At 64.2% G+C, this 23764-nt stretch carries 22 protein-coding genes and 1 pseudogene; 7 read left to right on the top strand and 16 right to left on the bottom strand.

Annotated elements, in window-relative coordinates; translation table 11 throughout:
• Positions 1–125: 125 nt before the first annotated feature.
• The 7 genes and pseudogenes from PSEMO_RS11260 to PSEMO_RS11230 form a co-directional block, all read right to left on the bottom strand.
• Positions 126–548 (bottom strand): annotated as a pseudogene (locus tag PSEMO_RS11260) (type II toxin-antitoxin system YhaV family toxin).
• Positions 549–586: 38 nt separating this feature from the next.
• Positions 587–904, bottom strand: coding sequence for a type II toxin-antitoxin system PrlF family antitoxin (locus tag PSEMO_RS11255; protein WP_075803150.1), 318 nt, complete (start codon positions 902–904; stop codon positions 587–589).
• A 339-nt stretch (positions 905–1243) separates the two neighbouring features.
• Positions 1244–2338, bottom strand: a complete 1095-nt coding sequence (locus PSEMO_RS11250) for an alkene reductase (RefSeq protein ID WP_075803149.1) — start codon at positions 2336–2338, stop codon at positions 1244–1246.
• A 9-nt stretch (positions 2339–2347) separates the two neighbouring features.
• Positions 2348–2788, bottom strand: coding sequence for a nuclear transport factor 2 family protein (locus PSEMO_RS11245; protein ID WP_075803148.1), 441 nt, complete (start codon positions 2786–2788; stop codon positions 2348–2350).
• Positions 2789–2818: 30 nt separating this feature from the next.
• Positions 2819–3253: a nuclear transport factor 2 family protein gene (locus tag PSEMO_RS11240; protein WP_075803147.1), complete on the bottom strand. Its 435-nt coding sequence runs from the start codon at positions 3251–3253 to the stop codon at positions 2819–2821.
• A gap of 16 nt (positions 3254–3269) precedes the next feature.
• The gene (locus PSEMO_RS11235) at positions 3270–4316 is read right to left on the bottom strand and encodes an NADH:flavin oxidoreductase/NADH oxidase (protein ID WP_075803146.1); all 1047 of its coding nucleotides are present in this window, start codon (positions 4314–4316) and stop codon (positions 3270–3272) included.
• Positions 4317–4325: 9 nt separating this feature from the next.
• On the bottom strand, positions 4326–5984 hold the full coding sequence (locus tag PSEMO_RS11230) for a GMC family oxidoreductase (protein WP_075803145.1): 1659 nt from the start codon (positions 5982–5984) through the stop codon (positions 4326–4328).
• Between the two features lie 198 nt (positions 5985–6182).
• Here PSEMO_RS11230 and PSEMO_RS11225 point away from each other — a divergent pair, with 198 nt between their 5' ends.
• The 5 genes from PSEMO_RS11225 to PSEMO_RS11205 all read left to right on the top strand — a co-directional run bounded on the left by PSEMO_RS11225 (position 6183) and on the right by PSEMO_RS11205 (position 11809).
• Positions 6183–7112: a helix-turn-helix domain-containing protein gene (locus PSEMO_RS11225; RefSeq protein WP_075803144.1), complete on the top strand. Its 930-nt coding sequence runs from the start codon at positions 6183–6185 to the stop codon at positions 7110–7112.
• A gap of 119 nt (positions 7113–7231) precedes the next feature.
• Complete coding sequence (locus tag PSEMO_RS11220; RefSeq protein WP_075803143.1) at positions 7232–8857, top strand: GMC family oxidoreductase; 1626 nt, start codon at positions 7232–7234, stop codon at positions 8855–8857.
• Between the two features lie 219 nt (positions 8858–9076).
• Positions 9077–10432 carry an MFS transporter gene (locus PSEMO_RS11215; protein WP_075803142.1) on the top strand — a complete coding sequence of 452 codons (1356 nt, stop codon included), beginning with the start codon at positions 9077–9079 and terminating at the stop codon, positions 10430–10432.
• 103 nt (positions 10433–10535) lie between these two features.
• The gene (locus PSEMO_RS11210; RefSeq protein WP_075803141.1) at positions 10536–11402 is read left to right on the top strand and encodes a transporter; all 867 of its coding nucleotides are present in this window, start codon (positions 10536–10538) and stop codon (positions 11400–11402) included.
• Positions 11403–11470: 68 nt separating this feature from the next.
• Positions 11471–11809, top strand: a complete 339-nt coding sequence (locus tag PSEMO_RS11205; RefSeq protein ID WP_075803140.1) for an EthD domain-containing protein — start codon at positions 11471–11473, stop codon at positions 11807–11809.
• Between the two features lie 6 nt (positions 11810–11815).
• On the opposite strand, the gene PSEMO_RS11200 is transcribed toward PSEMO_RS11205, so the two are convergent.
• From PSEMO_RS11200 to PSEMO_RS11180, 5 genes are all read right to left on the bottom strand, one after another.
• A complete protein-coding gene (locus tag PSEMO_RS11200) occupies positions 11816–12787 on the bottom strand; it encodes a quinone oxidoreductase family protein (protein ID WP_075803139.1) in 972 nt (323 codons plus the stop codon).
• Positions 12788–12869: 82 nt separating this feature from the next.
• Positions 12870–13754, bottom strand: a complete 885-nt coding sequence (locus PSEMO_RS11195) for an arginase family protein (protein ID WP_075803138.1) — start codon at positions 13752–13754, stop codon at positions 12870–12872.
• Between the two features lie 33 nt (positions 13755–13787).
• Positions 13788–14690: a DMT family transporter gene (locus PSEMO_RS11190; protein WP_075803137.1), complete on the bottom strand. Its 903-nt coding sequence runs from the start codon at positions 14688–14690 to the stop codon at positions 13788–13790.
• A gap of 178 nt (positions 14691–14868) precedes the next feature.
• On the bottom strand, positions 14869–15798 hold the full coding sequence (locus tag PSEMO_RS11185) for a helix-turn-helix domain-containing protein (RefSeq protein WP_075803136.1): 930 nt from the start codon (positions 15796–15798) through the stop codon (positions 14869–14871).
• A gap of 149 nt (positions 15799–15947) precedes the next feature.
• Entirely contained in the window at positions 15948–16862 is a 915-nt protein-coding gene (locus PSEMO_RS11180; RefSeq protein WP_075803135.1) for a LysR family transcriptional regulator, read from the bottom strand.
• Between the two features lie 220 nt (positions 16863–17082).
• On the opposite strand from PSEMO_RS11180, the gene PSEMO_RS11175 reads away from it, so the two are divergent.
• Positions 17083–18105 (top strand): zinc-dependent alcohol dehydrogenase family protein, encoded by a 1023-nt coding sequence (locus PSEMO_RS11175; protein ID WP_075803134.1) that lies wholly within the window; start codon positions 17083–17085, stop codon positions 18103–18105.
• A gap of 512 nt (positions 18106–18617) precedes the next feature.
• Positions 18618–20000, top strand: coding sequence for a hypothetical protein (locus tag PSEMO_RS11170; RefSeq protein WP_075803133.1), 1383 nt, complete (start codon positions 18618–18620; stop codon positions 19998–20000).
• Positions 20001–20063: 63 nt separating this feature from the next.
• On the opposite strand, the gene PSEMO_RS11165 is transcribed toward PSEMO_RS11170, so the two are convergent.
• The 4 genes from PSEMO_RS11165 to PSEMO_RS11150 are packed head-to-tail and all read right to left on the bottom strand — an operon-like array spanning position 20064 to position 23571.
• On the bottom strand, positions 20064–21572 hold the full coding sequence (locus tag PSEMO_RS11165; RefSeq protein WP_075803132.1) for an ArnT family glycosyltransferase: 1509 nt from the start codon (positions 21570–21572) through the stop codon (positions 20064–20066).
• A gap of 3 nt (positions 21573–21575) precedes the next feature.
• Positions 21576–21848, bottom strand: a complete 273-nt coding sequence (locus tag PSEMO_RS11160; RefSeq protein WP_075803131.1) for a lipid-A-disaccharide synthase N-terminal domain-containing protein — start codon at positions 21846–21848, stop codon at positions 21576–21578.
• Complete coding sequence (locus PSEMO_RS11155; RefSeq protein WP_075803130.1) at positions 21845–22567, bottom strand: glycosyltransferase family 2 protein; 723 nt, start codon at positions 22565–22567, stop codon at positions 21845–21847. Before PSEMO_RS11155 ends, PSEMO_RS11160 begins: the two co-directional genes overlap by 4 nt.
• Positions 22568–22572: 5 nt before the next feature.
• Positions 22573–23571, bottom strand: a complete 999-nt coding sequence (locus tag PSEMO_RS11150) for an NAD-dependent epimerase (protein ID WP_075803129.1) — start codon at positions 23569–23571, stop codon at positions 22573–22575.
• Positions 23572–23764: the final 193 nt, after the last annotated feature.

Raw genomic sequence — 23764 nt, 5'->3', positions numbered from 1 at the left:
TTATGAATGGGGAATTGGTTTTGTACCCCCAGATGTACCCCTTTTAACAGCAGCTACGAGTGGACTTCAGTGGACGCAACGAGGGGGCGGTTTCAAACGTGCAATCCCTCACCCAGTCGCGCAGCTTATGCTTTGGGCTTGTCCCAGTCGCTACGCGTCGCAGCCGTCAGCGCATCCCAGTCATCAAGAGGGTTGCTGCGGCCCAGCATCTTCTCGAATACGGCGTAGGGATCGGATTTGATGCCTGCGGATCGTAAGGTATTTTCGTCGTTGACCCATGCATAGACGATGACCTTGGATTTTGAGTCGTAGCGAAAGAACAGCCGAAAGCTCCTGCCGATTTTTGCCCGCCGCCAGTGTCGGTAGGTGGTGCCCAGGGTGTTGCCTTGGTGCAACTCATCACGGCCCGGGTCGGCAGGCACAGCCTCTATGATCAGATGACTCAATGCCCGAAATAGCTTGACGTTGGCGTTGCTCTAAAAACTTTGCGAGTCGTTCTGCTCGGCTCGGGCGGCGGTTTCTTGCAGTTTGTGTAGCTGTAGAGTCACACCTTCATGGAAGAAAGGTGTCTAGCCATATCGCACCATCAGATCGCGACCTCGCCGTCGATATCTTCGTCCAGGTTTACAGGGTGGTTTGCGTTGGCGAGCATGGTTTGCGCCAAGCCTTCCGGTAGGGTGGTGAGGTTGCGGCCGCTTCGGAAATCAGCCTCCAGCAAACCCAGGAATGCACCGATGGCAGGGTCCTCGTGGGTGGTTTCTACGCGGCTGACTACGATTTCACCCCCGCGTACTTCGAATGCAATCTTGCCACCGGTGTCAATGCCCAGCAGCTGGCGAACGGATTTGGGCAGTGTGACTTGCCCCTTCGAGGTCAACGTGGCGATTTCGTGGATGGCAGGCATGAGCTTTCCCCCGGATATGTTGAATGAATAGTAAGGAACAATCTTCACTTCGTTCTTGGCTTTATGCTGATCAAGCATAGGCGGGGCGAGGGCTCTGTAGCGCTTAAAGCACGACTTCGAATACAGGCAATGCATGTAAGCAGCAGCTAGGGCGGCTGCGCCTGGTGGAACTGAATCACCAGGCTTTCGCCGCCACGCTAGCCATAACGACTTTCTGGGCTGAGCAATTCTTTGATATTTGCCCTGCGCGGGGCTCCGATAACGGGGAGCGACTCTTTCAATGCAATTGAGAGGGCAGCGTCCCCGCAACCTGTGGTCAAACAGCGTGGGATCACCCCGTCAGCGATACCGTGGATAATCAGTGTAACCCTCTTCACCTCCTGCGTACTGACCACGCTCTGCCAGCGCGTTGAGCGGGGCGTTGTCGCGGATGCGCTCGGCCAGGTCAGGGTTGGCCATGAAGTATCGCCCGAAGCCCACTAGCGGCACGCGTCCTTCGCGGACCAGTGTCTGCGCTCGTGGAATATCGAGCCCGCCGTTGGCGATCAGGGCGCCTTCAAAGTTGCCCTCGAAAATCTCCAGTATCCGCTCCAGATCGGGGGCGCCGAACCAGCCGTTGACGTCGGCGATATGGATGTAACCTACCCCCTTGTCCTGCAACATCCGTCCGACCCAGGCATAGGTGTCGGCGGCGAAGTCGTCGTTGGCGTTGTTGTAGGTGGTGAAGGGCGAGAGGCGTACGCCCACCCGATTGAGCGGCATCTCTTCGGCAACGGCGTCGATGATCTCTTCGAGAAAGCGCGCCCGGTTGGCGATGGAGCCGCCGTATTCGTCGGTGCGGTGATTGACCCGCGCCGACAGGAACTGATGCGGCAGGTAGCCGTTGGCAGCATGAATCTCGACCCCGTCGAAACCGGCAGCGATCGCATTGCGTGCCGCTTCGCGGTACTCGGCGATGGTGCCCCGGACTTCGTCCAGGGTCATGGCCCGTGACGGCGTTGCGCTGATGCGCACGTAGTTGTAGTTGTGCAGCAGTGCCCAGACGTGGAGGTGGTCGACGTCGTCGTTGAAGCCTGACGGCGACAGCGGTTCGGCCCAGTTCAGGGTGCCCATGGCACCAATGCGTCCGCCATGCCAGAGCTGGGCGAAGATTCGTCCGCCGGCGTCGTGGACGCGCTGGGTCACTTGTTTCCAACCCTCGACCTGCCCGGCGGTGTACAGGCCGGGAGCGCGCTCGAACGGGCAGGATAGCGGGCTGACGTTGGTAGCCTCGGACACCAGCAGGCCGGCGGACGCCCGCTGCCCGTAGTACTCGGCCATCAGCGCGGTCGGCACGCCCTCGGCAGTGGCGCGGGCACGGGTCAGGGGCGACATGATGAGGCGGTTGGGCAACTCCAGGTCGCCCAGGCGGTAGCGTTCAAGTAATGCAGTCATGGTGGTCTCTCAGAATTCGCCGTCGAGGACGGCATCGAGTCGGTCGATGGCCCAGTTGCCGTTCGTGCGCGAGAGTCGGGCGTGGTACTCGCCGGTGGTCGCCAGTACCGGTTGCGCGCCCGGCAGGATGGAATAGCAGGTCAGCAACGCCTTGAGCTCCGCCTGCTCAGGGGTGAGGCTGAGGAACATCGGGGTGGTGATCACATGGCGGCGCCGGTCGGGCTGGCTTGCATGGATCGCCGACAGCCCGGCGACGATGGCCGCGCGGCCCGTCCAGGGGCCCCAGCCGCTGGTGGAGTTGCTGACAACGCCACCTGTGGTCGCGTCTTCGGCGAAGGCTGCGCCCATCAGTTCCATGTCGAAGCTGTCATAGCCCCACCCATAGCGGTGCAGGGTGTCGAGAACGGCTTGCGCCTGGCTCCAGTCGAATCCGTCGTTTGAGGTGTTCATGGGGTGAGTTCCTTGGGTCGGAAGAGGGGCTCAGAACGCGCTGTCCAGCACTTCGTCGAGGCGATCGAGGCGCCAGCCGTCGTTGCCGTGGCGAGCGCTCAAGCTGTATTCGCCGACGGTGACCAGGTGCGGCGGCCTGCCGTTGGCGTAGGAGAAGATGTTGACGTAGACCCGTGCGCTGGCTTGGCTAGCGTCGAGTTGCTCGAAGACGCAGGTGTCGATGACATGGCGGCGTCGGTCGGGCTGCGAGTCGCGAATTGCCGAGAGGGCCTCGACGATGGCCGCTTTGCCGTGCCAAGTGCCCCACGACAGGTTGGTGTCGGCGACGATGCCGCCGCTGCTGGCCTGTTCGGTGAAGACACTGCCCAGCAGGGCCATGTCGTTGCTGTCATAGCCCCAGCAGTATTCGTGTAGGCGTTGCAGGATTTCGTGCCGAGCGGCTTGTTGTTGCAAGTCGTTGAACATCGGGGTGCTCCGGTTATCAGTGGCCACGGACATAAGGCCCCGTCGCGCGGGCGTAGGTGGGGATCGCCAGCGCTGGCTCGACACCGGCACGGCGGGCCACGTCCAGCAGCCAGAACGGGTTGCGCAGCAGCTCGCGACCGATATAGATCAGATCGGCGGCGCCGGAAAACAGGATGGACTCGGCCAGCTCGCTGGAGGTGATCGAGCCGTTGCAGCCGACCGCAATGCAGACCTGCTCGCGGATGCGGGCGGCGTAGGGCACCTGGTAGCCCGGTACGATTTCGCCCTCGAAGGTGGGCGACAGGCCGCCGGCGGAGATGCCCAGCAGGTCGACGCCCAATGCCTTGAGCTTCACCGCCAGACGCTCGGTGACTTCCACATGGTTGCCGCCAGGGCCAGCCTTGTCTTCGGCCGACAGGCGCACGATCAGGGGCCGGTCCTGCGGCCAGACCTGCCTGACGACCTCGACGATTTCCAGCAGCAGGCGGCTGCGATTCTCCTCGGAGCCGCCGTAGCGGTCTGTCCGGTGGTTGCTTAACGGCGAGAGGAATTCGTGGAGCAGGTAGCCGTGGGCGGCATGGATTTCCAGGCAGTCGAAACCGGTGTCGATGGCCCGCTCGGCGGCGCGGGCGAATGCCTGCACGATCGTTTCGATCTGGGCGAGCGTCAGCGCTTCGGGGGTGCGTTGTTGTTCACTGTGGGGCAGCGCTGAAGGCGCGACGATCGTGCCTTGCACCATCGATTTGCGCCCGGCGTGGGCCAGTTGCAGCGTGCTGTGCGCGCCGCAGGTCCGGATCATCTGCGCCAGCCGTGCGAGGCCGGCGATCTGCACATCCTCCCAGAGCCCCAGGTCGGTATGGCTGATGCGACCTTGTGGCAATACCGCCACCACTTCCGAGGTAATCAGGCCGACCCCGCCCAGCGCCCGGGCAGCGTAGTGGGCCAGGTGCAGGTCGTTGACCTTGCCGTCCTCCTGGCCCGCGTACATCAGCATCGGCGCCATGACGATGCGGTTTTTCAAGGTGACCCCGCGCAGGGTCAGTGGCTGGAATATCTGGCTCATGCTGGACCTCTAGGCCGACGCTTGCTGTGGCACGACGGCGGTTTGCTGACGAATGAACTCGGCGGCGCGCTCGGCGATCATGATCGTCGGCGCCGCGGTGTTGCCGCGCACGATGGTCGGCATGATCGAGGCGTCCGCGACCCGCAGGCCCTGGATGCCGTGGACCCGCAACTGGGTGTCCACCACGGCCTCGGCGCCGTCGCCCATCGCGCAGGTGCCGACGGGGTGCAGCGCCGTACCGGTGCGGGCACGCACATAGGCTTCCAGTTCGGCATCGCTGTCACCGACGCTCGGACCTGGCAGCGACTCGCCCTTGAGCAGCGTCGCCAGTGCCGGCGCCGCCATGATCTTGCGGGCGAGGCGGATGCCTTTGACCAGGTTGTCCACGTCCTCCTGGGCCCCCAGGTAGTTACCGAGTACGCGTGGCATGTCGTCGGGATCGGCACTGCGCAGGCGCACCTGCCCGCGTGAATGGCAGGTGTTACAAAGTGGTGCGAGGGAGAAACGGTGGACCTGGGGAATCGGATCGCCCCAGCCGCAGGAGGACGCCGCCAGTGCGTTGAGCTGGATCTCCGAGCGGCCATCGCCGTCGGTGTCGAAAAAGGCGCCGCACTCGACGATGTTCGAGGTCAGCACGCCGCTGCGAAACAGCATCCATTGCAGGCCATTGGAGACCGCGCGCCAGCCACGATCCTGCCCCATCAAGCTGATGGGTTGCTTGAGATCGGCATCCACCGGGACCAGCACATGGTCCTGGTAATTTTCGCCGACGCCGGGCAGGTCCACGACCGGCTCGATGCCGTGCTCGCGCAGGTGCGCGGCGGGGCCGATGCCGGAGAGCATGAGCAACTTGGGCGACATGAAGGCGCCTGCCGAGAGAATGACTTCCCGCGCGGCACTCACCTCCCGTGCCTGGCCGTCCTGGCGAACGCGAACACCGGTGGCGCGGGTGCCGTCGAGCAGCACCTTGAGCACGGCCGCGTCGGTCCAGACCGTCAGGTTGGGGCGTTTCTGCGCCTTCTCGATGTAGGCGATGTAGCTGCTGCTGCGCTCGCCGCGATAGCTCATGGTCTGGTAGAAGCCCACGCCCGCCTGTTTGTCGCCGTTGAAGTCGTGGTTGAACGCGGCGGGCAGACCCGGTGCGCCGGCCGCTTGCTGTGCGGCCACGACGAAGGCATCACTGAGCGGATGGCGGTGGACACCGTCCGATACTCGCAGGGGCCCTTCGGTGCCGTGGTATTTGCCGGCAAGGCGGCTGTTGTGCTCCGCGCGTTTGAAGAACGGCAGCACCTCGTCATAGCTCCAGCCGGTGCAGCCGGCCGCTGCCCAGCCGTCGTAGTCCTCTTTCTGTCCACGGCTGTAGCACATGGCGTTGATGGCGGTGCCGCCGCCGAGGGTCTTGCCTTGCAGCAGCGGCATTTGCCGGCCATTGGCACCGGGCGTCGGCTCGCTCTTGAAGAGGTAGGTGCGTGCGGTACCGTGGATCTTGAAGTAGCCCCCCGCCATCTTGATCAATGGATGACGTGCGTGAGGGCCGGCTTCGAGCAGCAGTACACGGTTGGCGGGGTCTTCGCTGAGCCGGGCAGCGACCACGCAACCCGCCGCACCACCTCCCACCACGATGTAGTCGAAACTGTTCTGGCCGGCAGGACCATTGGCAATGTGCATATCGAAAACGCCTTGTTGTTTTTGTGCTTGCTCACAGGCTACGAAGGCCGCTGTTGTCACGCTTGGTTCGGCGCGCCAGCGATTGGATCGGGCGCGCCAATCGACGAATGGAAGCGGCAGGCGCGTTGACGGCAAAAAGGGCGGTAGTTAACTTGTTAATAAAATAACGACAAATCACCGATCGCGAGGCCGCAGACCATGTTCAATGCCTTCAACACGTCCTCGATTGACCAGCTCCAGCGCCTTGCCTACTGGACCGAAGCCATCTGTGAGACCTTCCTGGCAGTCGATTGCCGGCAGCAGCCTGGCAGTGATTTCCACGGTGAAATGAAGGGGTGTCACCTGGGCGGGCTGGACCTGATCGACGTGGTTTCCCCGCCGATGGAATACCGCCGTGAGCTTTCCCAATTGAAATTGCACCACGAGGAGCACTTTCAGCTGGTGTTGCAAGTCTGCGGCACCGGCCTGTTGCAGCAGCACGGCCGGCAAGCGGTGATGCTGCCTGGCGACGTGGCGCTCTACACCGCGACGGCGCCGTCTTCCATCGCCTATCCGGGCGGTTCCAGAACGATCGCGGTGAAGATTCCACGGGCCAGCGTGCTCAGCCGTATTGCCTGTGACGAGCAGGCGCTGGCCCTGTCGCTGAAGGCCAGCTCGCCGTTCGGCGCGATGCTCGGCAGCATGATGCGCGAGTCGCTGGCCTGGAGCCTGGAGAGGGGCGGCGCCGATGATGCACGCCTGCCCAGTGGCATGCTCGACGTCATGTGCTTCGCCTTCGAGAACGCGGCGGGCCTGAGCGCCGGCAGCCCACGCCGGAGTCCGCTGGAGCAGATCAAGCGCTACATGCACACGCACCTGGGCGATCCGGAGTTGTCGCTGGGCGAGGTGGCCAGCAAGCACAACGTCTCCTTGCGCACGCTCAATCGGCTGTTCGCCGCCGAAGGGCTCAGCGCCAACCGCTGGCTCTGGCAGCAACGGCTCGAAGCCAGCTACAAGGCATTGACCGGGAAAAGCGTCCGGCAAGTCAGCGAGGCCGCGCTGGACTGTGGCTTCAACGACTTGTCCCACTTCAGCCGCACCTTCAAGAAAGCCTACGGGGTCACGCCCAACCAATTGCTGCGCCAGTAGGCGCGACACTGGCGCGAGCAGGCCAAACACTGGCGCCACCGTCCAAGTCAGGGCGGGGCGCGAAAACCTAGCATGTCATCGACCGCTTCCAACAAATACAACAGCGATACGGTGATGACATGAGTACCCAGGCTTACGACTACATAGTCGTTGGTGGCGGCGCAGGTGGCTGTGTAATGGCTGCGCGCCTCAGTGAAGATTCCCGCAACAACGTGCTGCTCGTCGAAGAAGGGCCTGACGACCAGAACCTGTTCATCCGCATGAATGGCGGCTACTTCAGGATGATGGGCAGCGAGCGCACCCGCACTTACCACGCCGAGCCGTGCGCCCATGTGGCGGGGCGGCCGATCCAGATCATGCAGGCCAAAACCCTCGGTGGCGGGCATTCGATCAACGCCATGCTCTATGTCCGTGGCCAGCGCGAGGACTACGATGGCTGGGCAGCTGCCGGCTGCGACGGCTGGTCGTTCGACGAGGTGTTGCCGTACTTTCGCAAGGCCGAGGGCAATCGACGTTTCGCGGGGCCGCTGCATGGCAACGACGGTCCGCTGGTGGTGTCCGACAACCCTCATCGCGATGCACTCAGCGAAGCCTTCGTGAAGGCCGCCCAGGAGACTCGTGACGATGACGGCAATCTGTTCGGCTACAACGACGACTTCAACGGCGAACGGCAGCATGGCTTCGGCTACTACCAGATCACCAGCCAGCGCGGCGAGCGGGGCAGTTCGGCCCGCACCTACCTGAAGGCGGCGCAACACCGCTCCAACCTGACCGTCCAGACCAGCGCACGGGTGTCGCGCGTGGTGATCGAGGGCGCGCGGGCAACCGGTATCGTCGTCCGTCGCGGGGGCAAGGAGCAGGTCATCCGCGCGCGCCGGGAGGTGATCCTGTGCGCCGGCACCCTGGTCACGCCCAAGTTGCTGATGCTGTCCGGCATCGGGCCGGCGGCGCATCTGCGCGAGCATGGCATCGAGCCGCAAGTGGACTTGCCCGGCGTGGGCGAGAACTTCCAGGACCACCTGGTTGCACCGGTAGACGGCAAGCTCAAGGCCCCGATCAGCCTGTTGGGCCAGGACAAAGGCCTGAATGCCCTGCGTCACGGCCTGGAGTGGAGTCTTTTCCGTAGCGGCATTCTCAGCTCCTGCCTGGTGGAGGCAGGCGGCTTCATGGACCTGGACGGCGATGGTCGTCCCGAAGTCCAGATTCACACCCTGGCGATGGCCTCCACCGCCTGGGGCAAGCTGGCGGACGGCGAACCGTCCCACGGTTACTCCGTTGCGCCGTGCTGCCTGACCAGCCACTCCCGAGGGCAGATTCGCCTGCGCAGCCGGGACCCCGAAGACGCGCCGCTGATCAATGCCAACTTCCTCAGCGATCCGCGCGATGTGCGCAACCTGATGAATGGCGTGCGGGTCGCCCGGCGTTTTCTGCGGGCACCGTCGCTGGCGCGCTTCGTCGACGGCGAGCTGATGCCGGGCAGGGCAGTGGGGGATGACGACGCGTCGCTGGAAGCCTACGTGCGCGGCCATGCGCAGAACGCGTTTCACCCGGTCGGCACCTGCGCGATGGGCACAGGGCCCGAGGCGGTGGTCGATCCGCAGTTGCGGGTGCGGGGCATCGACGGTTTGCGGATCGCCGACGCCTCCGTGATGCCGGTGATCGTGCGCGGCAACACCACGGCGCCGACGGTGATGATCGCCGAGCGCGCGGCGGCGTTCATCCGCGAGGCCCAGCAGGTGCGTTGATCGGCGGGCTTTGCGGGCGCGGGCTTGACCACGATCAGTTGGTGAATTCACCGCTGTAATGGTGGCTGAAGCCGCTCCCACAGCGTCCGTTCCGGCACGACAGACACTAATCGAGGAATTTCATCACCGACCAGCACGCCTTGCCAACCGCTTCGATCCAGACAGATAAAAACAACAACCTGCATTCACCGCATCGCGTCGGTGAAGGAGCACAGCATCATGCAAAAAACACCTGCGGGCCTGCCCGCCTACCTGCAAGGCATCCCCGTCACGCGGATTTTCATTGCCGCCTTCATCACCCAGTTCTGCATGGGCTTCGAGGTGCTGCTGCGGCTCAATGCCGCTAGCTCGATCAAGCATGACTTTTTCGATGCCACCAACCCGCTGACTTCCGGCGCCATGATCGGCGAAGTGCTGGGGGTGCTGTTCCTAGGCTTTGCCATCGCCAACTTCTTCATGGCCCCGCTGGTGGACGCCATCGGCCTGCGCCGCACCCACGTGCTGAGCATCCTGGTGTACCTGGTGGGTACGTTCACGGTGACGTCGGCGTCTCCCGAGTCCCCCTGGGCCTATCAGTTGCTGTGGGGCGGTTCGCTACTCCAGGGCCTGGCCTGGGGCTCCATCGAGGCAGCGCTCAATCCGCTGGTGGTATCGATCTATCCGACGCGAAAGGTGCACAGGCTCAACCTGTTCCATGCTGCGTTCGCGCTGGGCATGCTGGTCGCAGCGCCGGCCTGTGTGATGGTGGAAAAGCTTGCGCTGGGCTGGAAGCCTCAACTGGTGCTGGTCGCGATTCCGGCGACGCTGGCGCTGGTGATGATCGCCCAGGTCAAGTATCCGCCCAGCGAGCGGGTAGCCCAGGGCGTGTCGTTCTCCGGCATGTTCCGCCACACCCTGACCCGGCCGGCGTTCTATCTGTTCCTGTGCGCGATGTTCCTCACGTCGGCCACGGAGCTGGTGCCCAGTAGCTGGATCGACCTTACCCTGACCCGCATCGTGGGCATCCAGGGCTTCTGGCTGGTGGCGTTCATCTATACGGTGCAGATCGTCGTGCGGCTGTTCACGGGGGTGATGTACCGCCACATCGGTTCCAGCGGCATTCTGTTCTTCGGCTGCCTGTTCTCCTTCGTTGGGCTTGCGCTGCTCAGCCAGGCGACGAGCCCGGGGTCGGGCTTGTTCGCCGCCTTGCTGTTCGGGATGGGCACCAGTGTGCTGTGGCCGACCATGCTGGCGAGCACCTCGGAGCGCTTTCCGCAGGGCGGGTCGCTGGCGATCGGCATCACCGCTTCCGCCGGAATGCTCTCCACCTACGTGCTGATGCCGGCGTTCGGCAAGCTGTTCGACCAGGCCAAGATCGCCAGTGCGGGCGGCAGCGCGGCGTTCGAAGCGCTCAAGGAGGGGACGGCGGCGCATAACCAGGTCATGGTCGATGCGGCGGGATCGATCTTCCACACGGCGTCCTTCCTGCCGCTGGTCGTCGTGGTGTTCTTCGCCGGCGCCTGGCTGTACGACCACCGGCGCAAACGCAGCGCCTCGGCGCGTGTCACCTTCGCTTCCGGCCAGGCCGAGACCTGACGCCCGGCGCACTACCTCAGATCGTTCATTCATTTGCCCGGAAGGTTGGCACTGCGGTGCCCGCCAGGGCGACGGCTTACCTCAAAAACAATAAAAGTGCCCTATGACCAAGACGTTCCTCCAGATCTCCACGCTCGCGCTGTCGCTGTCCCTGTCCATTCACGCCCAGGCCGCTGGCGACGCCATGGCCCGGGACTACATCGCCGCCCCGGCGGGCGTGGACCTCGCCGTCGGTTACTACACCCACAAGCAGGCCAACACCTATGTTGCCAATGGCAAGGACATCGGCGCGGACTTCTCGTCCGACCTGCTGGTGGCCCGCTACGTCCACTTCATGGAAGTCGGCGGCATGATCATCGACCCGCAGATCATCCTGCCCATGGGCCAGTTGAACGTGAACCTGCCCGGCGCCGTGGATGACCGGCGCAGCAGCATGGGCGACATGATCCTGCTCAGCTCGTTCTGGTTCGTGAACGACCCGGCCAACAAGACCTGGATCGCCTTCACGCCCTACGTCACGGTGCCCACCGGCAACTACAACGACGAACGTCCCGGCACCAGCCTGGGCAGCAACCGCTGGAGCTACACCGCCGAGTTCGGCATGACCAAGGGCTTTGGCGAGAACACCACCCTCGACCTGATTGCCGCGGTCGATTTCTTCGGCCGCAACGACGACTACTTCGGCCAGACCCAGAAGAAAGACAAGGTCTGGAGCGCCCAGGCCATCTACGCCTACAACCTTACCCCGACGCTCTGGGCCTCGGCCAAGTACACCTGGGCCAGCGGCGGCGAGACGGAGTTGGGCGAGGTCAGCCAGAACGACAAGTCGAAGGTCCAGACCCTGGCCTTCGGGCTCGCCAAGCAGGTGACCCGGCAGGACCAGGTGCAGGTCGAGTACATCCAGGACATCAAGGTGGATAACGCTTTCGAAACCCGAGGCGCCAGGGTTCGATTCGTTCACGCCTTCTGACCGCTGCAAGGCGCCCCCGCCAGCCGGGGGCGTCTTGCATTCCGATCTACCTTTTGGAGAGTGCAGCCATGTTTACCGTCGCCTTCATGTTCCGCCGCAAGCCGGGCCTCAGCCGTGAAACCTTCGACGCCTTGTACGAAGCCCACCGCGAGGTCATGACCCGCGAGTCTCGCGGGCTGGTCAGCTATGTGCAGTACCCGACCCGCGCCGTCGCCGATGTCGGCGGCATTGTCTGCAACGCCGGCGCCACGACCTACGACGCGCTGTCGATCTACACCTACCATTGCGAAGCGGATGCGGTGTTTACTACCCAGCGGGTCGCGGTCGTCGAGGACAGTGAGCGCTTCATCGATTTCTCCAGCATGGTGACCCTGGCCGTGAACGCGCACACCGTCGTCGAGGCGTGAGGCGCCTCAAGGCCGCAGCAGGATGCTGCCCGTCGCTTCACGAGAGGCGAGGCGTGCATAGGCACTCGCGTGTTCTTCGATCGAGTAGCTGCTGTCGATGACCGGTCGCAGCAGCCCTTTGCCGATGAAGCCGCGAATCGCCGCAAAGGCCGCCGCCACATCGGCGTCCGTTTCCAGCCAGGCGTCATAGCCGAGGATGCGTTTTTCCTCGATCACCACATCCGTGACGTCAATGCGGGCCGAGGTACCGCCCACGAAGCCGATCGACACCAGTGCCCCGCGGGTGCGCAATGCGCCAACCAGATGCCCCAACAGTTCGCCACCCACCGGATCGAAGGCCAGGTCCGCGCCCTTGCCGTCGGTAATTGCCAACACCCTTTCCTTCAGCGGCTGCGTGGCGAGGTCAATGACCTCGACCGCCCCGGAGCGCCGGGCGAATTCCACTTTCCGGCTACTGGAAACGACACCGATGGGCACCGCGCCCAATGCCAGGGCGGTCTGGATCAGTGCGTGGCCCAGCGCTCCCGAGGCGCCCGAGACCAATACCCGCTGGCCCGCGACCACCTGGCCGACGCGCGTCAGTGCCTGATACGCGGTGACGTAATTGATGGGCAGCGCCGCGCCCTCGTCGAGGTCGAGCTGCTGCGGCAGTTCGATCAAGCGCTTGTCTTCCACGACCACCCATTGTTGTTGCAGGCCGTCTTCGCTGATGCCCAGTTGGGCGCCGCCGTACACGGCGACTCGCGTACCGCGTGCGAAGGTCGTGCTGGCTTCGACGGTGCCCGCGCCATCATTGCTCAACACCCGCGGTGCTCGCGCGGCCGCAACGATGCCCGAGCGTACCTGATGGGAGAGCGGGTTGACGGTCGCGGCGTGGATATTTACAAGGCTGTGGCCGGGTTTGAGCGTGGGCATGGGGCGATCTTCGATCGCCATTTCGGGGTGTGTGCCGAAGCGGGTCGCTACGAGTGCTTTCATGGTTCAGATCCAGGCAGGTGAAAACAGCAAAGCGCTCGCGGATCAACCCGAGAGCGCTCGAAGGGAAGGGTGAGGTAGGGGATCAGCCCTGCGGGTTACCGAGCAGCGGCAGTTTCGCCAGCATGTTCTTCATCGCCAGGGCATCCCACGGCAGGTGCTCGGCAATGCCGATGCCCACCACATCGACGACCCCGGCGACATCGGTCAGCAGGCGAATGACCTGGTCCAGGCTCATCTTCCCTTGGGCCACACCGTCGTAGGTGTCGGGGGCGATGTTGGGCTCGGCGAACAGCAACGAACGGAACAGGGTTGGGTCCAGTACATCGAGGTCGAGGTGGATGGCCAGACGCTTGGCGCCCGTCTCGCGCAGCCATTGCAGGACTGGCTCGCTGGTGGTGGCCAGTTCGGCAGGCCCTGCGCTGCGCAGGCCAAGGCGCTGCAAGGTCGCGGTTTCCACCGCCAGGGTTTGCTGCAACCCGGCGTACATGACGTTCGACGGTTTCAGCGGCACCGGCACGGTGTCGGCAAAGTCGCGGTCGCCTTCGCCCAGCAGGTTGCCCAGCACCATGGCGTGAGCATGGCGGAAATCGTCCGGGGTCATGACGTCCGGGTGAGCATCGACCCACAGCACCGCCAGGTCCCCGTCATAGCGCTCGTTCAGGTAGGCGAGGGGTGCCAGGTCCACGAGGCAGTCGCCGCCCAGCACGACGAGGCGGTCAGGTTGGTGTTTGTCGATCAGTTGGCGGGCGCCGCGCAGTTGCCGGAGCAACGCCGCGCGCCCAACGATGCCGTCTTCAAGGGGCAGCGGCTGGCCGTCGGGTTCGATCACCGGTACTTCCTCGACCGGCCCCTGGGCGGCAGGCGCCAGCCAGGCGAGCAGGTGTGCGCCGAAGAAGTAGGGTGGGTTGTTGCCGCCCTGCCATTGGGGAAACAGCAGGCGCAGGGTTTTGTCGTGGGCAGTGCTCATCAAGTCACCATCGGTTTGGGGGTTAACGGTTCGTCAGGCGGGGCTTGCCTGCACCGCCTTGCGCGTCTCGCGGGCTTCGGCGGCAATGATCGACAGGGTCACGAGAATCAGGGCGAGTGCATCGCTGAGGTGCATTCGCTCGCCGTAGAACAGGATCGAAAAGAAGCTGGCGGCGATCGGGATGACTGCAATCGCCATCCCTGTCGCACTTGCGGGGATGCGCGGCACGCCTTTGAAATAAAGCAGGTAAGGCACCGCCCAGACCAGGGCGCCGTAATAGAGCATCACCAGGCCGTTGCTCAGGCCCAGTTGAGGCCAGTCGAAGCTCAGCCCTTGGTCCACGGCCATCGGCAGGGTGAACAGGGTGCCGGCCAGGCAGACGCCGGCCGCCAGCGTCGCGGGCGGAAGATCGACATCGATCTTCTTCGCGGCGACGACCGCGCCGGCGGTGGACAGCGTCGACAGCAGCAGGAACACCACGCCGGCCAGGGTGGTATGGCCACTGTCGTCGGAGGCGGGCAGGGTCAGCACCAGCACCCCGGCGATGGCCAGGAGGATCGCCAGGACTTTTCGGGCGCTCAGCCTTTCCTTGAGCACCAGCGAGGCGAGGGTGAGCACGGCGGCCGGCGCCAGGCTGCTGAACACCGACGCGACAATCGCCGTGGCCGAGGCGAAGCCGTAGAGCAGGAACACCGTGTAGAGCACCGCACCCAGCAGCGCCTGCGTGCAGATCGCCAGCCAGGCGCGCAGGCCGAGGCGGTGCAGGGCGAGCTTGTCGCCAAAATGAACGAAGGGCATGAGCAGCGTGAAGGCGATGGCGAAGGTGATGCAGGTGAACAGCCAGATCGGAATCTGGGTCATGGCGTCCTTGGCAATGGGGTAGCTGATGCCGATAAGGAGATAGCAAAGCAATACGTAGACGTAGCCTCGGTTCATGGTCGGACCTCGATTGTTGGTGTTATGGCAGCTACGAAAGGAATACGACCCCGCCCCGGCGAGTGCTGGTTTTTATGGGAGGTACAGGCGCGGGCACGGGCAGTTCATGCTGCGCCGTGAAGGAGGAGGCTGCTTTGCTGGTCTCGCCAGGTGATGTGCCGCGTACGCCAGTCGAGGATCAGGCGTTACGCAGCAACTGTTGCGGCGCGATGCCGTAGGCCTGTCTGAAGGCCTTGCTGAAGTGCGAGAGGTTGCTGAAACCGAACGTCAACGCCGCCACGCTGACCTGTTGGAACCGTCCGCTGGCCAGCCCCTCATGGCAGGCGGCGAGGCGCTGTTGCCAGAGCCAGCGCATGACCGTCGAGTCTTCGGCGGAGAAGATCCGGCTCAGGGTTCTCGCGGACAGGTGGGTCGCTGCGGCGATGCTGTCGACCGTCAGATCGGTCCGTGCGAGGTTCGCCAGCAGGTAGCGCTTGACCCGCTCCACCTGCTGTTCGCGGCGCAGTTCGGTCGCTGGGCCTTTGCTGCCGAAGGCCGCTTCATAGGCACCCGACAACACGTCGAGCAAGGCGCCGTTGAGACGCTCGCTGATCGGGGCCGGCATTGCCGGGCTGGTGCAGGTTTCCATCAGCAGGGTGCGGGCCAGACTGCCGAGGGGCGTCTGGCTTTCGAGCGTCCGGTTGAGGTAGCGCTCCACCTGCGGCAGGTGGCGCAGCACCAGCGCCCGTGGCACGCTCAACACGATTTGATCGTCGCCCTTGGGAAAGGACGCAGTGAAGGGGCGGGCGCCGTCGTACAGCACGATGTCGCCAGGGCCCTGTCGGGACAGCAGGTTGCCTTGCTGCACGTGGGCTTCGGTGCAGAAGCTCAGGGAAATGAAGAACTGGTCGATCTCGGCGTCCCGCCGTTCGCGGGTGTACTCGATGGGGAGTGAGCGAATCCGCGAGAATGACACGCTGCCTTTTGCGACCGTGCTGAGCGAACCGTCGAACCAGTCGTCGCTCAGTTGCCGGTTGGCCGTGGGGACGAAGTTTGCGCCGACGACATCCTGCCAGTAGTCGAAGCGTTCCCTGGCGCCGAGTTCAGCGGTGGAATAGAGGATTGTCATGGCAGGACCGGGCGAATGGATTGCATGCGGGCTACGATAACAGGTCTTCACGCCGTGGTGCGAAGGGGGATGACGGCGGCCGACACCTGCAGGTGAATGCCGAGAGGGATTGTTTTAGATACATAACAATTATGGTCTCGACGCGCGGATCATAGGCTCTCAGGGTCGCCAAAGAACATACTGATCCTCGACCGCAACCATTTCTCCCCCGGATCATTATCCTGCGCCCCCCGCCAGGCCATATGAAGCTCGAACGTCCTGGTCTCCAGCGGCAACTCTTCAGCCCGCAATCCCCCAGCAGCCGTCAGGATATCGGCGGTGTAGTCCGGCACCGTCGCCACAATATCCGTCCCCGTCAGCAAACTCCCCAACCCATTGAACTGCGGCACCGCCAGCACCACATGCCTTTCCCGCCCAAGCTTCGCCAGCTCCTCATCGATAAACCCGCTCAGATCCCCGGCAAACGACACCAGCGCATGGGGCCGCTTGCAGAAGTCATCCAGGCTCAACGAGCCCGGTACGCTGTCCGCCCGCAGCAGCTTCGGCTTGCTGCGCCGCAGCACCTTGCGCTTGGCATTGGCCGGCAGGTCGTCGGTGTAGCTGACGCCAACCGAGATTTCCCCGGAGGCGAGCAAACCCGGCATCAACAGGTAGTTGACCCGCCGTACCACCAGCACCACCCCCGGGGCTTCGGCGCGCACGCGCTTGAGCAGCAGGGGCAGCAAGGCGAACTCCGCGTCGTCGGACAGACCGATACGAAATACCGAAGTACTGGTCGCCGGATCGAAATCCGCAGCCCGACTGACCGCAGTAGAAATGGAGTCCAACGCCGGCGAGAGCAGCGCAAAGATCTCCGTAGCCCGCGCCGACGGCTCCATGCTGCGGCCGGTCCTGACGAACAACGGGTCATCGAACAGCGTGCGCAACCGCGACAACGCCGCACTGATCGCTGGCTGCCCGAGAAACAGCTTTTCCGCCGCCCGGGTGACGCTACGTTCGTGCATCAGGGTCTCGAAGACGATCAACAGATTGAGATCGACGCGGCGCAGGTCGTTTCGGTTCATCGGGCTTCGCTTCGTTGGCGGGTGGGGCGAGGGGTGATTCTTGCGGGTAAAGGCTGTTACCCTGCGGCACAGATTATGGCTGCGTGCCATTCTACGGCAAGCCCCGTAGCATGAGCCCAATCGATGACAAGCATGTCGACTATTAATGACCACTGATGGTCTAACACTGAAAGCCCCGATAGAGTTCAGGGCATTAGAGGTTCACTAGGCGAGGTTTGCGATGTCCCGCATGATCCGTTTCCACAAGTTCGGCCAGTCCGAGGTGCTCAAGATAGAGGAGCTGCCTACGCCTGCGCCGGCTGCCGGGGAAGTGCAGATTCGTGTCCAGGCGATTGGCGTCAGTTGGTACGACGTGCTCTGGCGGCAGAATCTGGCACCGTCCCAGGCGCGTCTGCCGGCCGGTATCGGCCACGAGATGGCGGGCGTGGTGACGGCCTTGGGCGAGGGCGTCGATGACCTGGCCGTCGGCGACAAGGTCGCCAGCTTCCCGGCCACCAGTCCCAACGACCATCCGGTCTACGGCGAGATCATCGTCCTGCCACGCACGGCGCTGACCCGTTACCCGGATATCCTCAGCCCGGTCGAGGCCAGCGTGCACTACACGCCGTTCCTCATGGCCTACTTTGCCTATGTCGACCTGGCCCGGGCCAAGGCCGGGCAGACCGCGCTGATCACCGACGCCAGCCACTGCGCCGGGCCGTCCTTCGTGCAACTGGGCAAGGCCCTGGGGCTGAAGGTGATCGCCGCGACCCGCGAGGCCGACGAGCGTGAGCCGCTGCTCAAGCTGGGCGCCGATAAGGTGATCGTCACCGAGGAGCAGGATCTGCTCATGCAGATCAACAAGTACACCGACAACCGTGGCGTCGATATGGTCCTCGACGGGCTCGGCGGGCCGCAGATGTCGCTGCTCGGCGATGTCCTGGCGCCCCGCGGCAGCCTGGTGCTGTACGGCTTGCAGGGCGGTAACCAGACACCGTTCCCGGCTTGCGCGGCGTTCCAGAAGAACATCCAGTTCTTCGTGCACTGCATCAGCAACTTCACCGGCAAGCCGGAGCTGGGCATCACCCAGGACCAGGTCGCCCTGCACCGTGCCTTGCGCGATATCAACCAGTTCACGGCTGATCGCCAGTTGCAGACCCAGATCATCCAGGTCTATCCGTTCGAGCAGGTGGTGGAGGCGCACCGACATATGGACGAATGTCCTTGTGGCGGACGTGTCGTGTTGCAACTGCCGGACGCCTGATCACCACTGCTGTGCCCTCCTGCCAAGCCCGAGCGATCGCTCGGGCTTTTTTGTGAATTTTACCTTCTTAAATTTCAGAAATTTCCTATTAGTCTTATGGGGACTAAGGACATCGCATGGGCTATGTTGTTGCTATCGGAATAAAGGTACTGCAGCGTCTGTAGCGTTACCTGGAGCGGTGCGGAAATCTCCGGTCTCTGCCTGGCTTGTACTTCTCCGCCTGCCAGAAAAGTGTTCTTCCTGTTGTCGTCTCAAGGAGCGAGATATGTACGTCGAAATACCCGGTCGGACCGACGCCCCGGCCACAAGGCCTGCAGCCGTTGGCTGGACGCCTGCGCCGTGGCGCCTCACACCTTGTGAAGTGATGCGGTAAGTGTGTAGGAAGTTTCCTTCAATATAGACGCTGCTTCGTCCGTGATGTCCATGCAGAACTTCGAGAGAACTTCGCATGTGCACTTTTATGGGCGGGCATCAAGTTTTCAATGGTTGCGATAATTATCAGGGAATTGAATATGGGCGCGATTCACGACCAGGCCATGCAATATGTCTATCAGCAGGTGCTGCAGCGGGTGCTGGAGCGCATGACCCAGGGTCAGCGCGCTTCCTTGCAGTTGCTGATCCAGCGCTTGCTGGTGATCGCCGGTGGCCTGGAGTGCATTAGCGGGCTCAAGGTGATGCTGGTGCACACGGGAAGCCCGGACAGCACCCAGAGCCTGGCTTTTCTCCGCGCCGCGCAACTGACCCTGGCCGCGCGGTCGCCCGCGACCTTCAACCTGCGCGTCGCCACTGCGCGGCACAGCGATATGCCGGCGGTGGTGCTGAGCAATATCGAGCGCGCCTTTGCGGGATTGGTGGTGCATGACGATCCCCGGGTCGAGTTGCTGATGCTGGAAGATGGCCAGGTTCGTGACTTCGATGTGCGTCAGCCGATCTGCCGCGCCCAGCAGCAGGCCGACCGGCATGCCGTGCTGATGGCCGGGCACCTGACCGGCGGCGACGTGCGCATGGCCCTGGGCCACCGGCACTATCTGGACCTTGCCGATCTGCATCGCCTCGGTGCTGCCTGGAACGGTGGGGTGGACGTCCTGATCAGTGGCGAGCCGGGGCGCCAGCGCAAGCGCTTCATGGCTACCGCCCTGCGCATGATGCGGGCGGCGGGGATACCGCGGGTGCGGCCGGTCGAAGCGTTTCCCCAGGCGCTGTTCGAGGTGGTCGCGGCGATCCGCGACGAGTACCGCATGCCCCAGCCACAGGACAGTACGGCCGAGAGCAAGGGTTTCGACACGCGCCTGCGCATGCCGCGATTTATCGCCATCGACGACCTGACCTACGACCCGGTCTGCGGTCACACCAGCCTGCTCGCCGAGCTGCTGCGCTTCGAGCATGACCCTTGGGCCTTCGGCTTCTCCCGCTGCGAGGTCGGCAATCCCATGCTGCGCGCGCACCTGTTCGGGTTGTGCCGGGAATTCATCGAGGACGGCAGCTACCAGGACGGCCTGGCGCTCTGCTTGCAGCGCAGCGAGGCGGGCATGCAGGCCGACGCGCTGCCGGCGGTCCTGCGCGAGCATTTGCTTGGGCCCTGGCAAGGGGGAGAGGACCTGCAGCAGGTGCGCCGCCTGGCCGGAGACTTCGCGTCCCAGGCCTGGGGCATCAGCGAGGCGCAACTGGTCAGCCTGCTGTTTGCCCCGATCATCGAGCAGGGCCGGCGCCTGGAGGACTTCCTGCGCCGGTGTCACCCGGGCATGCTGGTGGCCCTGCCGTACCTGCACAAGGCGTTGCAGGGGCAGTCGGCGACCGACCCGGTGAAGCAATGGCTGACCGGGACCACGGGCTTGCCGATGGAAAGCTTGCAAGCGTTGTACCGGCGTTCGCCATTGTTGGGTGGTGCTCGATAGCACTTGGGATGTGGACGGTGGGGAGCGGGTGAGACGGCTCTCCACGGTTGTCGTGTCGCCCGTTCAGTTCCAGGCGAACCGATAGACCCGAGCCGGGGTCTTGGCCTCGCATTTCCCGTTATCCGCATCCGCTCCCACCACATACCACTCCGCCCGCGAGGTATCCCCCAGCTTGCGCGCCTTGCCGGCATCGAAACAGCGCTCCAGCTCGGTCTCCGGCACCAGGGCGAAGGTCCCCGGGTGCTGGCGCATCCAGGACAGCGCATCGCTGGTGTTGGAGCGGGAAAAACCGAAATGCACGATCGGCTGGCGGGCGAACAGCCAGTGGCCTTCGCGCCATTGCACCAGGGCCAGGTCGGCACCGCCGGTAGCCTCCGCCGCCTCGGCCATCAGGGTCTCATGGGGGTTGCGACCCTCCTTGAAGGGCTCGACCACCCCGCGCACGAACCACAGGCTGAACCACACCACCGCCACCGCAACGAACACCTTGTGCCGGAGCGGACGTGCCAGGAACCAGCGTTTGAGCAACCACGGCAGCAACGGCGCGATGGCCAGCACCAGGCCGGGCAGGGCGGGGAAGATGTACAGCTTGCGCTTGCCGCTGCTGAGGCTGAAGAACAGCAGCACCAGCGCTACCCAGCCGAGCAGGACAAGGAAACGCCCGTCCTGCTTGCGCAACTGACGCCGCCACGCCGGCACCATCCACGGCAGGACCAGCAGCAGCGGCAGCCAGTACTTGGGGATCACGTCGCTGAAGAAGTACCAGAATGGCTCGCGATGGTCCCAGGCGTTGGTGTAGCGGGCGGCGGTCTGGCGCAGGAGGATTTCCTTGAGATAGGCGATCTCCGCCGCGCCGCCGCCATGGGCAATCGACGCGAGCAGCGGCAGCAGCCAGAAGGCGCATCCTGCCAGCACGCAGAGCAGCCCCAGGCTCCAGCGCCAGCCCTGGCCCGGCATGACGGCCACGCCGGACCAGCGTCGATGCACGGCCCAGGCATAGGGCAGCAGCATCAATGCCGGCAGGAAACCCACGCCCTTGCTGATGATGCCCAGTCCCATCGCCGCACAGCCGGCATAGAACCAGCCCCACGCGGGCCCCAGGAGCAGATGGCGGATCAGCCCGTAGAAGCCCAGCGCGACCCAGAGACAGAGAAAGCTGTCGATCTGTCCGGTCCGCAGGATGCTGTAGGTCTGGTAGGTGGCAAGGAACAGCAGCGCGGCAATCCGCCCCACGCGGCGGTTCCACAGGCGCCGGCCAAGGTCGTAGAGCACCGCGGTGATGGTCGCCGCCGAGAGCAGGCCGGGGATATACAGGGCGACCTTGGGCAGCCCGGTCAGTACCGTGAACAACGCCACCGTCCACATGAACAACGGCGGCTTGTCGCCGTAGATCTCCCCGGCACGGTGGGGGATGAACCAGTTGCCGTTCTGCAGCATTTCCAGGGCGACGCCGAGGAACCGTTCTTCGTCGACGTTCATCGGCTGGCGCCAGCCGATCCCGGCGGCCACCAGCAGTACGGCGAGGACAACCAGGGCCAGGCCTTCGCGCCTGGCGCTTGCGAACCTGAACATCGGCTATTGCTCCTGCGGCTTGTTGCGTGCGATCAACTGCAGGTTGCGCAGGTAGACCAGGAAACCGAAGGACTGGCCGATGATGAATACCGGGTCTTCGCGGTAGATGGCGTAGGCTAGCAGCAGGGCGCTGCCGAGCATGCTCAGGTACCAGAAGCCCACCGGGATCACGCTGCGCCGCTTGAACTCGCTGTACAGCCATTGCAGGACGAAGCGGCCGGTGAACACCGCCTGGCCGGCGAAGCCGACGATCAGCCAGAGGGTTTCCCGGGTCATCCTTCGATCTCCTGGGGCAGGGTATTCAGGCGGGTCCGGCGGATCAGCCACCAGACCCCGACCAGGTCGAGGATGCCGACCAGGGCGCGGTCGATATTGCCGTACTTGGACGTGCCGGCCTGGCGGTGCCGGTGGTTGACCGGGTGCACCTGCATGCGCCCGTTGTGGCGCAGGATCAGCGCCGGGATATAGCGGTGCATATGGTCGAAGTAGGGCAGGCGCAGGAAGGCGGCGCGCTCGATCAGCTTGAGGCCGCAGCCGGTGTCCGGGGTGGCGTCCTTGAGCAGGCGCCGGCGCAGGCCGTTGGCGAAGCGCGAGGCCCAGCGCTTGCTGGCGCTGTCGCGGCGGTTGACCCGGTGCCCGGCTACCAGTTGCAGGCCGGGGGTGGCGCGGACCAGGCGGAGCATGCCGGGGATATCCGCCGGGTCGTTCTGGCCGTCGCCGTCCAGGGTCGCCAGCCATTGGCCACGGGCCGCCTGCGCGGCGTGCCAGAGCGAGGTGCTCTGGCCGAGGGAGCGGTCGTGGTGAAGAATGCGCAACTGCTCGAAACCCTGGGCCTTGAGGCGCTGCAGCACGGCCAGGGTCTGGTCGTCGCTGCCATCGTCGACCACCAGCATTTCATAGCGCTCATCGGTGAGGGCGTTGCGGATCTCGCTGAGCAGGGACGGCAGGTTTTCGGCTTCGTTCTTCGCCGGAATCAGTACCGAAAGATCGATCATCGGGGCTACCTGAAGGCTGTTGGGGTGGGCTGGGCGCGGTAGAACCCGCGGTACCAGCTGACGAACTGGCTGACGCCGTGCTCGAGGGAAATGCCTGGGGAGAAATCGATCCAGCGCGCCAGGGACGACACGTCCGCCCAGGTCTCCAGGACATCGCCGGGTTGCAGTGGCAGGTAATTGCGCCGGGCCTCGATACCCAGGGCGTTCTCCAGGCAATCGACGAACTCCAGCAGGCGCACCGGCTGGCCGCGACCGATATTGAACAGTTGGCAAGGCGCTTTGCCGGCCTCGGCGATTGGCGGCTTCGGACGCAGGCGCAGCAGGCTTTCGACGATATCGTCGATATAGGTGAAGTCGCGGCCCATCAGGCCATGGTTGTAGATATCGATGGGACGGCCGGCGAGCATCGCTTTGGTGAACTTGAACAGCGCCATGTCCGGACGGCCCCAGGGGCCATAGACGGTGAAGAAGCGCAGGCCGGTCATCGGCAGGCCATAGAGATGGGCGTAGCTGTGGGCCATCAGTTCGTTGGCGCGCTTGCTCGCGGCGTACAGGGACACCGGTTGCTCCACCGGGTCTGCCTCGGCGAACGGCAGTTTGGCGTTGGCGCCGTAGACCGAGCTGCTGGAGGCGTAGACCAGATGCTGTGGCGGGTGCTGGCGGCAGGCTTCGAGGATGTTGAGGAAGCCGACCAGGTTGGCCTGGCCGTAGGCGCCGGGGTTGTCCAGCGAGTAACGCACCCCGGCCTGGGCGGCCAGGTGGAAGACCTCGCTGAAGTTGAACCTGGCGAACAGGGCCAGCAGTTCCGTCGGGTTGGCGATGTCCAGCGGCTGGAAGCGAAAAGCCGGGTACTGCGCCAACTGCTGCAGGCGCGCCTGCTTGAGTTCGACGCTGTAATAGGGGTTGAGGTTGTCGATGCCGACCACCTCCAGACCCGCTTCGCACAGGCGACGGGCCAGATGGAAACCGATGAAGCCGGCAGCGCCGGTGACGAGGACGGGCATGGAGTGGGGCGGATCCTTGGTGGACGGGCTGAAAGAAAATGGCAGTTATTTGTTTAAGGTTTGTTAACGAAGCTGTAATGGATATGGCGTTCGTCGCAGGTTCTTCATTGCGCCTGCTGGCCCTATCGCTGGCAAGCCAGCTCCCACAGGGTTCGCGGCGCACACAGAACCTGTGGGAGCTGGCTTGCCAGCG

Origin of the sequence: Pseudomonas putida (assembly GCF_001941965.1) — a bacterium.
Lineage (GTDB): Bacteria > Pseudomonadota > Gammaproteobacteria > Pseudomonadales > Pseudomonadaceae > Aquipseudomonas > Aquipseudomonas putida_L.
The sequence above is the reverse complement of the archived record's forward strand: the minus strand, read 5'-3'. Positions and strand labels throughout refer to the sequence as shown.